Source organism: Chitinivorax tropicus, assembly GCF_014202905.1.
GTDB classification, from domain to species: Bacteria; Pseudomonadota; Gammaproteobacteria; order Burkholderiales; family SCOH01; genus Chitinivorax; species Chitinivorax tropicus.
In genome coordinates, this window is sequence record NZ_JACHHY010000007.1 from 146162 (window position 1) to 160755 (window position 14594).

At 58.1% G+C, this 14594-nt stretch carries 10 protein-coding genes; 2 read left to right on the top strand and 8 right to left on the bottom strand.

What is annotated here, in order from left to right; translation table 11 throughout:
• The 6 genes from HNQ59_RS07350 to HNQ59_RS07375 all read right to left on the bottom strand — a co-directional run.
• On the bottom strand, positions 1–639 hold a 639-nt coding region (locus tag HNQ59_RS07350; protein WP_184037150.1), incomplete at its 3' end, for a retention module-containing protein.
• 180 nt (positions 640–819) lie between these two features.
• Positions 820–1437 carry a response regulator transcription factor gene (locus HNQ59_RS19805; RefSeq protein WP_184037154.1) on the bottom strand — a complete coding sequence of 206 codons (618 nt, stop codon included), beginning with the start codon at positions 1435–1437 and terminating at the stop codon, positions 820–822.
• A complete protein-coding gene (locus tag HNQ59_RS07360; protein WP_246490891.1) occupies positions 1437–2831 on the bottom strand; it encodes an HlyD family type I secretion periplasmic adaptor subunit in 1395 nt (464 codons plus the stop codon). Before HNQ59_RS07360 ends, HNQ59_RS19805 begins: the two co-directional genes overlap by 1 nt.
• A complete protein-coding gene (locus HNQ59_RS07365; protein ID WP_184037157.1) occupies positions 2828–4999 on the bottom strand; it encodes a type I secretion system permease/ATPase in 2172 nt (723 codons plus the stop codon). Before HNQ59_RS07365 ends, HNQ59_RS07360 begins: the two co-directional genes overlap by 4 nt.
• 30 nt (positions 5000–5029) lie before the next feature.
• Positions 5030–5353 (bottom strand): hypothetical protein, encoded by a 324-nt coding sequence (locus HNQ59_RS07370; RefSeq protein ID WP_184037159.1) that lies wholly within the window; start codon positions 5351–5353, stop codon positions 5030–5032.
• A 236-nt stretch (positions 5354–5589) separates the two neighbouring features.
• Positions 5590–6345, bottom strand: a complete 756-nt coding sequence (locus HNQ59_RS07375; RefSeq protein WP_184037162.1) for a flagellar brake protein — start codon at positions 6343–6345, stop codon at positions 5590–5592.
• A 1229-nt stretch (positions 6346–7574) separates the two neighbouring features.
• Between HNQ59_RS07375 and HNQ59_RS07380 the strand changes: the two genes are divergently transcribed.
• Together HNQ59_RS07380 and HNQ59_RS07385 are read left to right on the top strand one after the other, a co-directional pair.
• Positions 7575–9176 (top strand): amino acid adenylation domain-containing protein, encoded by a 1602-nt coding sequence (locus HNQ59_RS07380; protein WP_184037164.1) that lies wholly within the window; start codon positions 7575–7577, stop codon positions 9174–9176.
• A 55-nt stretch (positions 9177–9231) separates the two neighbouring features.
• A complete protein-coding gene (locus HNQ59_RS07385) occupies positions 9232–10554 on the top strand; it encodes a ferredoxin reductase domain-containing protein (protein ID WP_184037259.1) in 1323 nt (440 codons plus the stop codon).
• A gap of 155 nt (positions 10555–10709) precedes the next feature.
• Here HNQ59_RS07385 and HNQ59_RS07390 read toward each other — a convergent pair whose 3' ends face one another.
• Positions 10710–12875 (bottom strand): malate synthase G, encoded by a 2166-nt coding sequence (locus HNQ59_RS07390; RefSeq protein WP_184037166.1) that lies wholly within the window; start codon positions 12873–12875, stop codon positions 10710–10712.
• Between the two features lie 148 nt (positions 12876–13023).
• The gene (gene aceA, locus HNQ59_RS07395) at positions 13024–14322 is read right to left on the bottom strand and encodes an isocitrate lyase (protein WP_184037171.1); all 1299 of its coding nucleotides are present in this window, start codon (positions 14320–14322) and stop codon (positions 13024–13026) included.
• Positions 14323–14594: the final 272 nt, after the last annotated feature.

A 14594-nucleotide genomic window follows, 5' to 3' on the forward strand; every position in this document is an offset into this window, starting at 1 on the left:
TCCAGTTCCAGTTCCAGTTCCAGTTCCAGTTCCAGTTCCAGTTCCAGTTCCAGTTCCAGTTCCAGTTCCAGTTCCAGTTCCAGTTCCAGTTCCAGTTCCAGTGCCACCATCAGTGTTTGTGCTGGTGGGGATGGCTTGTGCCGTGGTGGTGCCACCATCTGTCAACGGCAGCTCAGGGCGGGTATTTTCTGCTGTGAAGTTGATGGTGGCGGGTGAGACATCTTCTGCAATTCTGACCAGCCGCACAAAGCCGTGGCTGCCATCTGCACCGCCTGCCGCCAAGCCAGCAGCAGGTGCTTCCAGCTCTGCGAACGGATCTTGCCCTTGATTGAGGGCATTGACGATTTTATCGACGGATTGATCCAGATCCTTGAGGGCGGCGTCGCTGGCATCAGTGGTCTGTGTGCCCAGTAAGTCCTGATCCACCAAGGTGGTGCGATCTGCGGTCAAGGCAAGCTGGTCACCACTGGGCAGGCGCAGCTCGACGCGGCTGCCATCGGCGGTGACGATCACATCGTTTTCCTTGACGATGTCGCCCAGTTTCAATGCGACTTTGGTGCCATCGGCTTTGACCAGGAAGGCTTTGCCTTGCAACAGAACGATGATTCCCTGGGCTTTCACGGTGGTGGTATCCGGCATGATCAGACCTTTACTTGAGCGTGTGTCAGTATGTGTATATTAGCGCATGCTGAATGATGGCTTGTATTGTACTGAGGTACAGGCGGCGAGCCAGCCACGGGCTTTGTCATCGCGTGGTTGGGCTGTGGGCGATGGGTGGGGTCTATATCTGATAAATCAGTTGTATGGAAAGCTGGCTGGCTACTGGATGCCGTTGATCAGCAAGGTGAGTTGCAGGCGGTCGCTGACGCCCAGTTTCTGGAATACCGAGGTCAGGTGCGCCTTGACCGTGCGCTCGGTGATATCGAGCTGGCGGGCGATCTCTTTATTGGATTGGCCCTTGGCGGCAAGCCTGGCGACTTCTTGCTCCCGTTCTGTAAGGGTGGTGAGGGGCGCTACGGTAGCTGTCGTGGCGGCTGGTAAGGTCTGCATGCTGCGTAGCAAGGTGGCCAGCAGGCTGCGCCCTACCCAGAGGCCGCCCCCGCCGACAACATCCAATACCTGCTGCAAGGTGCCGTGGGCGGCAAAGGCATGGCAATAGCCAGCCGCACCATTGCTTAGCCAGCTTACGCCTTCTGCGTCGCTAGGGGTGCTAGAGACCAGGATGGTTTTGTAGCGGGCGGTCAGCTCGGCAATGTGGTTGTCGGTGCAGGGGGGTAGCCCCGGCAACAGGGTATCGATGATCACCATGACATCGATACTGGGCGGGGGGAGCGGCAACCATTGGTTGAGGATGGTCACCGGGTGGCGGCTGGCGAGCGCCCCCCAGTGTTGCAGCAGGCCGGGATCAGCCGACATGATGATCAGTGTGGCAGGCATTATCGCTCACGAAGTGCGTTGGCTTTGGCGCGGATGACGGGTTTCATCAGGTATGTCAGGATGCTCCGCTTGCCGGTGATGATGTCAACTTCGGCCACCATGCCAGGAATGATCGGCAATTTCTGGGCACCGAATCGGGTAGAGTGTGTCCGCACCTTGATCAGGTAGAAGGCGTTGCCTTTGTCGTCGGTGACGGTGTCGGCGCCGATGGTTTCCACGGTGGCGTCCAGCCCGCCATAGATCGCGAAGTCATAGGCGGTGAATTTCACCAGCGCTTTCTGCCCTGGGTGAAGGAAGGCGATGTCGCGTGGCTGTACCTTGGCCTCCAACAACAGGGCGTCGTCGGTGGGGACGATCTCGATGACCTCTTTACCTGGCTGCACCACCCCGCCGACTGTGTTGAACAGAATCTGCTTGACCGTGCCATTGACCGGTGAACGGATATCCGATTGCTTGACGCGATCCTTCAATGCAACGCTGCCGGCAGTGAGCTGACCAAGCTTGCCCGTGGTTTCGGAAAGCTCGCTACGGGCCTGGTTGCGAAAGGTCAGCTCGACTTCCTGGATTTTGCGGCTGGCCTCGGCAATGGCGGCCTGGATGCGTGGGAGCTGTGCTGCGGAGGAGTCACGTTCGCCTCGGAAACGCGCAACGTCGCGCTCCAGCCTGAGCAGCTCGACATCGGATACCGCGCCGGTCTTGGCCAGCGGTCGGGTCACCTCCAGCTCTTTTGCGGTCAGCTCGTAGCTTTGCTGTGCTTGATCACGTCTGGCGCGGATTTCGTTCAGCTCTTGCGAGCGTTGTGACAATTGCTGACGGGCGACGCCGACTGTGGCGTCCAGCTCAGCCATCTTGGATTCATACAGTACCCGCTCTTGATCGATCAGATCAGGGGCTTCCTGTTGCACATCAGCAGGCGGGGTGAAGGGCTTGCCATCTGCCAGGGCGCGCAATCGAGCTGCCTTGGCGGTCAGTGACAGGTATTGGGCGCGGTTTTCGCCCAGTGATGAGGCGAAGCGGGTGGGGTCAATCTTGAGTAGCAGCTCACCGGCTTTGACGGCCTGGCCTTCCCGCACCAGGATTTCCGACACCATCCCGCCATCCAGGCTTTGCAGCACTTGCACATCTCGCGATGGAACTACCTTGCCCTCGCCCTTGGTGACCTCATCGATAGGTGAGAAGGCCGCCCAGAGCAGAAGAAACAACAAGGCTGCGGCGCTGGTCCAGACAATGACATGGGCGCCGCGCGGGGCGTGGTGATCGATGTAGTAGTTGGCATCGGCCAGGAAATCGGTGTCGTCGTGCAGGTCGCGCTTGGCTGAGAGGGACATGAGCCAATCCAGGCGCTTGCCGACCACAGGGTAGAGCCGTTGCCAGACAAGTTGTTTGAGGCTCATACACCCCTCCCGATCCGGCCACGTTGCAGGGCTTCGATGACCTGATCTTTCGGTCCGTCCGCCACGATCTTGCCGTTGTCCATGACGATCAGCCTGTCCACCAGATCCAGTAGCGAGGTGCGATGAGTGACCAAGATGATGGTCTTGTGCTTGCTGTAGATTTTCAGCTGGTGCTTGAAGCGCTCTTCGCTCTGATGATCCATCGAGCTGGAGGGCTCATCCAACAACAACATGGGTGGGTCGCTCAACACGGCGCGGGCAATGGCGACTGCCTGCCGTTGGCCACCCGATAATGATTCCCCACGCTCCCCGATGGGCATATCAAACCCGCGTGGGTGGAGGTTGGCGAAGTCGGTTACACCGGCCAGCCCCGCTGCGGCAATGATGCGTGCGTCATCCGCAAAAGGTGCGCCCATGGCGATGTTCTGACGCAGCGTGCCATAGAACAGGGTCACGTCCTGGGGGACATAACCTGTGGCCCGGCGTAACTCAGCAGGGTCGATCTGTCGTGTATCGATGCCATCGATCAAGACAGCACCCTCGGTGGGCTGATACAGGCCCAGTACCAATTTCTCGATGGTACTTTTGCCCGAGCCGATGCGACCAATGATGGCCACCTTTTCACCAGGCGCCAGCTTGAACGAAATGTCCCGCAGCGTCGGGGCTTCCTGCCCTGGATAGCTGAACGTCACATTGCGGAATTCGATTTCGCCTTTCAGGTGGGGGCGGTGCAGGAAGGCGTTGTCCTCCGGGCGCTCCACCGGGGATTGCATATGGCTTTCCACGGCCTGCAATGAGGTGCGCGCATTCTGGTACTGCATCAACAGCCCGGCGATCATCCCTAATGGGGCCATGGCGCGGCCTGCCAGCATGCTGGCAGCGATGATGCCACCCATCGACACTTTGGCGTCGATGGCCAGATACACCCCGACCATCACGGTAACGATGGATACCAATTGCTGTATCAGTTGCGCGAAATTGCTCGACAGCCCGGACAGCATCTTCAGGCGGGCACCAATCTGAGCCAGATAGACGGTTGTGCGCTCCCACAGCCGCTGGTAGTGACCCTCGGCTCCCATCACCTTGATGGTTTCCAGCCCCACCAGCGATTCGACCAGGGTGGCATTACGCTGGGCCGAGGCGCGAATGGTCAGATCGCTGAGTTCACGCATTTTCTCCTGGGCAAACAGCGAGAACAGCAAGACCAGCAGCATGCCCACCAGGGGGGGCAGTACCAGCCACGGTGAGATCCACAGCAAGGCGAGCAGAAACAATAATATGAAGGGGAGATCGACCAGGGCCGTCAGCGTGGCGGATGCAAAGAAATCGCGTACTGTCTCAAACGCCCTCAGGTTGGCGGCAAAGCTGCCCACCGATGCGGGCCTGGCATCCATGCGGATGCCCAGCACCCGCTCCATGATCAATGCTGACAAGGTCACATCGATGCGTTTGCCAGCTGTATCGACAATATAGGCGCGAACATTTTTCAGCAGAAAATCGAACAGCAGTACGCCCATCACGCCAATGGCCAATACCCACAGGGTTTCCTCGGCTCGATTGGGCACCACCCGGTCGTAGACGTTCATGGTGAACAATGGCATGGCCAGCGCAAACAGGTTGATCAGTAGCGCGGCCAGTGTGGCATCTCGATACAGTCGCCAGTTGTACCAGACAGTGCTCCAGAACCAGTGCCGCCCTTTGGTGTGGTGCAGCTCCGGCGTCCGCTCATCCAGCCGGAAGCGAGGGCGGACGATGATGGCGACACCCGTGTATTGGCCCTTCAGCTGCGCCTTGGTGACAACCTCGCCGGATTCACCACCTTCGGGCAGCCGTATCTGGAACCTGCCATCAGGCAGCTTGGCCAGGACTAGGCAGGCGCGGCGTCCGTCCAGCAGCAGCACGGTCGGGAACAAGTCTTCAGGCAATTCGTCCAGCGACCGCCGGAGGAAGCGGGTGGTCAGGCCGGCGCGGGAAGCCGCACGGGAGAATTGTGAAGGCGGGAGTTTATTGTCCACCAGAGACAGGCCTGCTGACAGAGCCTCTCGCGTCCAGGGATGGCCGTGGATATGGGTCAATGCGGCCAGGCAATCCAACAAGGGGTCGAGGTGGGATTCGTGTTCGCTGACATGCCATGCGAACGGATCGGATTGAATGTGGGGCTCGGTCATCGTCGGTGTCAACTTTGGGTCGGCAGGTGTCTACAACACATCATCGTCACCCAGCAGCTTGAATTCACCACGCATCTTGCTGCGCAGGCTCTTGCGCGCCAACAGCTTCTTCTGCGCTTCGTGTGGCAGATCAGTCAGCCGGAGGACATTTTTATCGATCAATACGTCAATCAGGTCTTCAATCACCCGAATCAGGTCGCTGTCCAGTGATGAGAAACCACGATCTTCTTCGGCATTGCTCAAAAACGCCAGCAAGGTCGAATCGTGTGGCGAGGCAAACTCGATATGTCGGTCATCCATCAAACGGCTCACCGACAGGATGTGTCCATCTGCGTCGCGCGCAATATAAGGCATGGCGGCTCCAGGTGTGAGTGTTGATCCAGGCACAGGCGGAAGCCAGTTTCTGTTGGCATGGTTTCGTAGCCTATGTGGAATCGAAGCTTGGGACAAGGCGGGCAAGCCCGGGTGTCATGCGGTGGGAGGATCAGCGATTGGCCACGGCAGACCGCCCCGGTTTCGGCCCGGCGCTCTTTTCATGAGCATAGTTCAGTAGTAAGCCCGATTGGGTGGCGATGTTGCCTGATGGGGCGTCAACCTCGCGCTTTCTGTTCCATCTGCAACTGTGTGATGTAGCGTTGCAGCTGGTTTTCCTGGGCAGTACTCAAATTCAGGAACTGGCAACCCACCCACAGCACCTCTTTACCTTGATGTAAACGCTCGACCCGTTTGTTGCGGACTTCCAGCCCAAACCGCAACTGGCCGAACCCGGGCAGATCAAGCGTGCAGTCGGCATAGCGATCGAGCAGGTTGAAATCATTGCGCGGCGTAAGCCCCAGGCACATCCCTCCCAGGCTGAGGTCATGCAGCGGCACATCGAGCTTGCCGCTTGGATGGTCGCGGATGGTGACCGTGATCGGGTGCGCGATGGGTGTCAGTAGCCGGAAGAATTCCCGACGTTGCAGCTTGATGATGTGCGCGGGGAAGGGCACTTTGAATGCGGGTCGGCCCTTGAACACCACTTGGTGGATCTGCCCACATGAAAACTGGTGTTTGATGCCCTCGGGCGTGGCGACAAACAGATTGCGATCTGATTGGGCCAGACAGCGATTCACATCCGGGCTGCCGGACTCGTCGATGATGAAGGTCTTGCCCGCCTGATCGACATCGAGAATCGAAGTCAGGGAAAAACGCTCGCCCTGATTGAAATACACAGCGACCAGATCATGGCGTGTCATCAGCTGCTTCAGTGCATGGGCGATGTCGAACACGGAAGACAGCTCAAACTGTCGGATGTCCCCGACATCTGTGATCGGAGCGGGTTGATTGGGTGGGGTGGTTTCACTCATGACAAAGCATTGGTTGGCCTTTGGCCATGTCCTGGTTCCAAGAATATACCTGCCGCACCTTACAGGGGTGCCGATTCGAACCTGCGTTGCCGAGGGCCTTCGGGCGGGTCGATATCCGCGAGCAAACCGTTATCAACCGCGACTGCCCATTGTATGCGTCCGAAATCATATAGCCGGCGTGTCGTTGTCCTCGTTATAACATGAAATCCGGCCAAGAGGGCGGAGCATTTGCACGCTACCGTAAGTCCAACGCCATGTCGCCAGGGTTGGGCGCTCCGGCGGATGTGAGCGTTTTCATCGGCAGGCACCGATGAGTGGCAGGCTGGATACTGGGCTGCCACAGCGCATCGTCGGTGTTGCTGCCAGCCTGTGGGCTGTCTGGCTTCGGGTGCCTGACCGCATGCTGTTGAGAGGTATATCAGGCATCCATGCTGCCTGGGCACGCCATCTGCGCCCGCCTGATGCGGTAAGTATCCTCCCGCACGGCGGGCAACCAGCAGCTGTCGAATAGTTGCATAATTTATATTATTTTTTAAATCAGTCTTGTCTGTTTATTTTTTTTGAATGTGGCATTATGAATAATATTGGATGAAATGATTCGTGATGCTGTATTTATATGAATGATAGATAATGTATCTGTGCTGTTTCTCCGCTTACCTTGTCTTTGATGGCGATCCTTTGCAACGCTGATCCATCATGGATGGTGAATGTCTTGGTCAGATGGTCACCACAGCCCTGCCCGTTGCTGATCAGGTGGGTCGTATTGCTGCCTGGCACCCATTTCTCCTTTCTCAATCAATAGGTCATCAGAGGGCAAGTCCCTGAAGACAGGCGTTTGTCGGCCCGACAAAAAGCAGGTGGCGCCTTGTCAATGTGCAGTTTGCTATATCCCGCCAGCCATCTGCCTACTTTCTCCAATGCTGGAGTCTGCTGTTTGTCAGCCTGTTTTTTTACTCTCTTTTTTCATCCATATGATTTTACGGAATGAAACGGTCATGCTTGTCGCCTGTGGGTACCGTGCTGGCATGTGGTGGATATGCCATTCGTTAAAGCGGATGTGTGGTGCTGTGACGATCGATTTGCTAAAAAATGACTTCGACATGAATCTTGTTTTTTTGTGTAATATTAAATCGGTTTTAATTGCTGGTGGTTTTCGTGATTCTGTATGCGTCAGCAGCAACCGGCATAGAGAGAGAAGTCCTATTCCAATAACCAACTAGGAGAACACAATGAACGATAGGTCGCTTGGTCTGGCTGAATACCGGTTGGCGGAAGCTGAGGCGCTGCTGTGTGAAGCCGGTCAACTTGAAGCCTTCCATGAGTGGGGGTGGGGCAAAATCGAGGCGCTGCCATTCGACAATGTCGTGGCCGCCATCGATCATCAAATCGAGCATCAAGCCGAGGCGGTTGCGTTACGCCATCTGGATGAGACGGTCAGTTATCGGCAATTGGGTGTATGGGCTGACCGGTTGGCTGCTCATCTGCGACAGCTGGGTGTCAAGCCGGGGGATCGGGTCGGGCTGTTCGTGCGGCGTTCGATTCCGATGGTGGCGGGTATGCTGGGGGTCATCAAGACCGGTGCGGCCTATATTCCGCAGGACATCACCATCACGCCGACTGCCCTGTTGGGGCATATGGCTCAGGTCGCCAACGCCAATGTGGTGCTGTACCTCTCGGAATACCAGCATCTGTTGCCCGTGCTGCCCGGGGTGGTCTATCTGGCCATCGATCAGTTTCTGCAGGCTCCTCCGGCGGAGATCGCCCATGCCAACCCAGGCTACCCGGCACCGGATGATTGCTGCATGGTGCTGTTCACCTCGGGCACCACGGGTACGCCCAATGGCGTGCAGGTCACGCACCGCAATCTGTGCAATATCCTGCTGACTGAGCCTGGGCGGTTAGGCATGCAGCCAGGCCGCGTGGTGTCCCAGCTTCTCAACATCGCCTTTGACATGGCGGCGTGGGAGACGCTCGGTGCCCTCTGTCATGGCGCAACATTGCTGATCCGGCATCGTGATATAGCAGAGGCTGCCGAGCAGGCGGATGTGATCATTGCCACGCCCTCCATCCTGGCAGGGATCGACCCGGCGCGGTGCAAGCAGGCCAAGTTCGTGGCCGTGGCTGGCGAGCCGTGCCCCAAGCCCTTGGCGGATCAATGGGCTGCCCAGTGTTCGTTTTATAACTGTTGTGGCCCCACCGAAACAACCATTGTCAACACCATGCAATTGCACGCACCTTCGTTGCCAGTGATGTCGATCGGGCGACCCACACCCAACAATACCGTCTATGTGCTGAATGAATCCGGACAGCCTTGTCAGCCGGGCGAGGTAGGGGAGATGTGGGCGGGCGGCGATGGGATCACGGCGGGCTATTTGGCCAATCCGACGCTGACCAGGGAGCGGTATCGCCCAGACCCATTCCTGGGTGGTGGGCGCATGATGTTCCGCACCCGCGATCTGGGCCGGTGGACAGATGGTGGGCTGCTGGAGCACATGGGTCGCGTAGATGATCAAGTCAAGGTGCGGGGGTTCAGGGTCGAGCTGGATGCGGTTTCGGCCATGCTTGAGAAAGCGCCAGGATGTGCCCGGGCGGTCACCTTGAAGGCCAGTGATCGTGATCTGGTGGCTTTCGTGACACCACTCGGGGTCGATCCGCAGGCTGCTTTGCAGCAGGTGGCTGCGGCATTGCCTTATTACTGTGTGCCGACGTTGGTGATCCCCGTGGCCAGCCTGCCTGTCACGCCACGGGGCAAGATCGACAAGCGACAGCTGCTGACCCTGGCGCAAGCAGAGTTGGCGGCTTTATCGGGTAATTCGGGTGAAGAGGCATGAGATGAGCGACCTGATCGATTTGCCCAATCGGGAGCATGTGCTGCGCGAGCTGTATATGGGGCGGACGCTGCCTGCGAAAAAAGGCTGGATGACCCGGTTGGCAGCCCACCCCGCTATGATCCATTACCATCGTCTGGCCTTCATGGTGGCGGTGGTCAATGGGTTGGTTTTGATTGTGGGGGCGACGGCTGGGCAGTGGTGGGGCGGCGCGCACATCCGCTTGGAGCAGATCAGCAATATGGTGCTGATCAATCTGTCGATGGCCATCCTGGTGCGGCAACAGCATGTCGTCAACCTGCTGTTCTGGCTGGCGACGCGCGCCCCGACCAGCTGGCCACTGCGTATCCGCTGGCATCTGGGCAAGGTCTACCACTTCGGTGGCTTACACAGTGCCGGCGCGGTGGCGGGCGTCCTGTGGTTTGCCGTGTTCGTGGGCTCGTTGGTGGTGGAGTATGGCCGTTCAGCGGCGACATTTTCAGGGCTCACCTTGCTGTCGGGCGGCCTGTTGCTGCATGTATTGCTGTTGTTGGTGATGATGGCCTTGCCAGGCATGCGGGCACGTTTCCATGATCTGTTCGAACGAACCCACCGCTTTGGCGGTTGGAGCGCCTTGGTATTGCTGTGGCTGCACAGTCTGTCTCTTGCGCGTGACCTGCAGCCAGCCCGGCCTTGGTCCGAGATACTGTTGCTGTCGCCCAGCTTCTGGTGCATGGCGCTGGTCACGTTCAGCATCATCCTGCCTTGGCTACATCTGCGTAAGGTGCCTGTGCAGATCAGCAAGCCATCCAGCCATGCGGTGGTGTTGCAGTTCGACTATGGCGTGACCCCGTTCCCGGGCTCCTCCACGACCATCAGCCTGTCACCGTTGCTGGAGTGGCATGCCTTTGCCAATATTCCTGCGCCCAAGCGGAGTGGCTTTCGGCTCGTGGTGTCACGGGCGGGGGATTGGACGGGGAAATTCATCGACAACCCGCCTGATCACGTCTGGGTGAGAGGCATTCCCACCGCCGGGGTGGCCAATATCGAGCGGCTGTTCAAACGTGTGGTCTATGTGGCGACAGGGAGTGGCATCGGGCCGGTCTTGCCGCACCTGCTGGCCAAGCAGCTGCCGATGCGTCTGGTGTGGGTGACCCGTAATGCCCGTAAAACCTATGGTGATGCCTTGGTGAATGAAATCATGGCGGCGGAGCCATTCGCACTGATCTGGGACACCGATGCTCATGGCAAGCCAGACATGTTGCAGCTCGCCTATGGTGCCTACAAGACGTTCTCTGCCGAGGCTGTCATCTGCATTTCCAACCAAAAGCTGACTATGGAAGTGGTGCATGGACTGGAGGCGTTTGGTATCCCCGCCTATGGTGCGATCTGGGATTCCTGATCGACAATAGTGCAGCATGCAATATAAACGCCCGGATTCCACCGGGCGTTTTTTCTAACCTTCACCGCATCGGCAGCATGAAAATGCCCCATCAGGGCAATATCGCCCAGCCTCGACTGGGGGTGCTCTGATGGGGCATATCGACTGGCTTCAGATCAAGCCAGCGCGGCCTTTTGCTGCAAGCGGCGGCGATGCAGGATCGGCTCGGTATAGCCGTTGGGCTGGTTGACACCGTCGAACACCAGCTCGCAAGCTGCCTGGAAAGGGATGCTGGCTTCGAAATCTGGTGCCATGTTGCGATAACCGGGCTCCCCTGCATTCTGCTGATCGACGATGGCGGCCATCCGTTTCATCACCTCCATTACCTGCGCTTGGCTGCAGATGCCATGGCGTAGCCAGTTGGCGACATGCTGGCTGGAAATGCGCAAGGTGGCACGGTCTTCCATCAGGCCCACATTATGGATGTCGGGCACCTTTGAGCAACCGATGCCCAGGCCGACCCAGCGCACGACATAGCCTAGAATGCCCTGGCAATTGTTCTCCAGCTCGGCTTGGATGTCTGCCGCTGTCCAATTGGCTTGAGGGGCAAGTGGAATCGCCAGGATGTCATCCACACTGGCGCGTGGCCGCAGCTTGATCTCAGCCTGCCGTGCCTGGACGTTGACTTGGTGATAGTGCATGGCATGCAAGGTGGCGCCAGTTGGCGAGGGCACCCAGGCGCAGTTGGCACCAGCCTTGGGGTGACCGATCTTGGTGCCGACCATTTCCGCCATCATGTCCGGCTTGGGCCACATGCCCTTGCCGATCTGTGCGCGGCCAGCCAGGCCGCAGGCCAAGCCCACGTCTACGTTGGAGTCTTCATAGGCCAGTATCCACTTTTCTTTCTTCATGGCCTCTTTGCGCACCACCGGGCCCGCTTCCATCGAGGTGTGGATTTCGTCACCCGTGCGATCCATGAAGCCGGTGTTGATGAAAATGGTGCGCTCGCGAGCTTGGCGGATGCACTCTTTCAAATTGACGCTGGTGCGACGTTCCTCGTCCATGACGCCGATCTTGAGCGCATTGCGCTTCAGCCCCAGGGCTTCTTCCACTTTGCTGAACATCTCAACCGAGAACGCGACCTCTTCCGGGCCGTGCATCTTGGGCTTGACGATATACATCGAGCCGGTACGAGAGTTGCGCAAGGCATGGTTGCCGTCGATGTCATGCTTGGCGATCAGCGCGGTGATCATGGCATCCATGATGCCCTCGAATACTTCCTCGCCTTGATAAAGGATGGCGGGGTTGGTCATCAAATGCCCCACATGGCGTAGCAGCATCAGCGAGCGCCCGTGCAGCTTGAACGGCTGGCCTTGCGGGCTGGTGAATTCACGGTCTGGGTTCATGCGACGGGTGACTTGCCGACCGCCTTTTTCAAAGGTGTCCTGCAAGGTGCCCTTCATCAGACCCAGCCAGTTGCGGTAGACCTCGACCTTATCTTCCGCATCGACGGCGGCAACCGAGTCCTCACAATCCTGAATCGTGGTGATGGCGGCCTCCAGCACCACATCTTTCACCCGCGCCGGGTCGGTCTTGCCGATCGGGCTGTTGGCATCGATCAGGATCTCGATATGCAGATTATTGTTCTTCAGCAGCACAGAGGTCGGGCTGTTCGCCTCGCCGGTATAGCCCACCAGCTTTTCCACCTGGGCCAGGCCGGTCTGTGTGCCATCTTTCAATGTAACCTGCAGCTGCCCATTCACCACTGCATAGTTAGTGGCATCTTGATGCTGACCATTGGCCAATGGTGCAGCCTGATTCAAAAAGGCGCGGGCGTACTCGATCACCTTGGCACCACGAGCCGGGTTGTAGCCCTGGCCTTTTTCCGCACCGCCTGCCTCGCTGATGACATCGGTACCATACAGGGCGTCATACAGACTGCCCCAGCGGGCATTGGCGGCATTCAGCGCATACCGGGCATTCTTCACCGGCACCACCAGTTGTGGCCCGGCCAGGGTGGCGACTTCTTCATCGACGTTTTCGGTGGCGATGCTGAAGTCTTCGCCTTCAGGCAGCAGGTAGCCGATTTCAATCAGAAAGGCTTTATAGGCGCTGAATTCAAACCGTGGATGGGTGCGATGCCATTCGTCGATTTTGGCCTGGAGCGCATCACGCTTGGCCAGTAGCGCCTTGTTCCTGGGTGTCAGGCTGGCCACGATCTGTTCGAAAGCCGACCAGAATGCCGCGTTGTCGATACCGGTGCCGGGCAGGATCTGGTTGGCCACCAGGTCATGCAGCGCTTTGGCGATCTGTAAGGCGCCGTGTTGAATACGTTCAGTCATGTTGAATACCTCGTGTTCGAGTAGCAGTGGTCGGCCTGACATGTAGCGGCGTCAACCGATGGGTTGGGTGAGGGCTGTCATCCGCATGATATAAAAAAACCGCACGAGTCGCCCCGTGCGGTTTGCTATGCCGAGCCAGCGGTGCGACTTAATGGAATTGTTCTTCTTCGGTCGAGCCGGTCAGGGCTGTCACCGACGATGCGCCACCTTGGATCACGGTGGTGACATCATCAAAGTAGCCTGTGCCGACTTCCTGTTGGTGCGACACAAAGGTGTAGCCACGATCGCGTGCCGCGAATTCGGGCTCCTGCACCTTCTCGACATAGGCGGACATGCCGCGTGCAACGTAGTCCTGCGCCAGATCGTACATGTTGTACCACATGCTGTGGATGCCAGCGAGGGTGATGAACTGGTACTTGTAACCCATGGCGCCCAATTCGCGTTGGAACTTGGCAATGGTCGCGTCGTCCAGATTCTTTCTCCAGTTGAATGAGGGCGAGCAGTTGTAAGCGAGCATCTTGCCAGGGTGTTTGGCATGAACGGCTTCAGCAAATTTCTTCGCGAATTCCAGATCCGGCGTGCCGGTTTCACACCACACCAGATCGGCGTAGTCTGCATAGGCAATGGCGCGGCTGATCGCTTGATCGATGCCCTTGCGGGTCTTGAAGAAGCCCTCGGCGGTGCGCTCACCGGTCAGGAACGGCTTATCGTTTTCATCGCAGTCGCTGGTCAGCAGATCAGCGGCTTCCGCATCGGTGCGGGCGATCACCAGTGTTGGCACGCCGTAGACGTCAGCAGCAAGGCGGGCTGCGATCAATTTCTGAACGGCTTCCTGAGTGGGCACCAATACTTTGCCGCCCATGTGGCCGCATTTCTTCACGGACGCCAATTGGTCTTCGAAGTGCACGCCAGCGGCGCCGGCGCGGATCATCGCTTTCATCAGCTCATGGGCATTCAATACGCCACCAAAGCCAGCTTCGGCATCAGCCACGATCGGTGCGAAGTAGTCGATGAAATCCTGATGGCCACGTTCAACACCCTTGGCATGTTGGATTTCATCGGCGCGTGTGAAAGCATTGTTGATGCGCTCGACCACTGCGGGCACCGAATTGACTGGGTAAAGCGACTGGTCGGGATACATGGCCAAGTAGCTGTTGTTGTCTGCAGCGACCTGCCAGCCAGACAGATAGATTGCCTGGATGCCAGCTTTTACCTGCTGCATCGCCTGACCGCCGGTCAGCGCGCCCAGGCAATTGACGTAAGGCTGGGTGTGCAGACGTTCCCACAGCTTGGCCGCACCGTGCTTGGCCAGCGTGTATTCCACCTGAACCGAGCCACGCAGGCGCTCTACATCCGCTGCGGTATAACCGCGTTTGATGCCGGCCCAGCGCTCGTTGGTGTCCCAGTCTTTCTGAATCGCTGCAATGCGTGCTTCGCGAGTAGTCATTCGATGATCCCCAAAACAGATAACGGTAGCTAACTTTTGACGCAGTGCGTCAAATCTTCAAGCCGCGGTAAGCCGCAGCAAACACGGGATGCGCCAGAGATCGAGTCTGGCCAGCTTTGACGGGCTGCGTGGGTGGACGCTCCCGCAGGCACATGCTGATCTGGATCGATCAGCATGTATGTGATCCTCAGCTCTGTTGACTCGATTATAAGCACGATGTGTGCAGTGCAGCAACTTCAAATTTCAAAATATTCGATTTTGATCAATAGGGG

Excerpts from the sequence above, each read along its gene's own strand:
- HNQ59_RS19805 (WP_184037154.1), bottom strand. The coding sequence starts at position 1,437 with ATGCCTGCCACACTGATCATCATGTCGGCTGATCCCGGCCTGCTGCAA.
- HNQ59_RS07360 (WP_246490891.1), bottom strand. The coding sequence starts at position 2,831 with ATGAGCCTCAAACAACTTGTCTGGCAACGGCTCTACCCTGTGGTCGGC.
- HNQ59_RS07365 (WP_184037157.1), bottom strand. The coding sequence starts at position 4,999 with ATGACCGAGCCCCACATTCAATCCGATCCGTTCGCATGGCATGTCAGC.
- HNQ59_RS07370 (WP_184037159.1), bottom strand. The coding sequence starts at position 5,353 with ATGCCTTATATTGCGCGCGACGCAGATGGACACATCCTGTCGGTGAGC.
- HNQ59_RS07375 (WP_184037162.1), bottom strand. The coding sequence starts at position 6,345 with ATGAGTGAAACCACCCCACCCAATCAACCCGCTCCGATCACAGATGTC.
- HNQ59_RS07380 (WP_184037164.1), top strand. The coding sequence starts at position 7,575 with ATGAACGATAGGTCGCTTGGTCTGGCTGAATACCGGTTGGCGGAAGCT.
- HNQ59_RS07385 (WP_184037259.1), top strand. The coding sequence starts at position 9,232 with ATGGGGCGGACGCTGCCTGCGAAAAAAGGCTGGATGACCCGGTTGGCA.
- HNQ59_RS07390 (WP_184037166.1), bottom strand. The coding sequence starts at position 12,875 with ATGACTGAACGTATTCAACACGGCGCCTTACAGATCGCCAAAGCGCTG.
- aceA (WP_184037171.1), bottom strand. The coding sequence starts at position 14,322 with ATGACTACTCGCGAAGCACGCATTGCAGCGATTCAGAAAGACTGGGAC.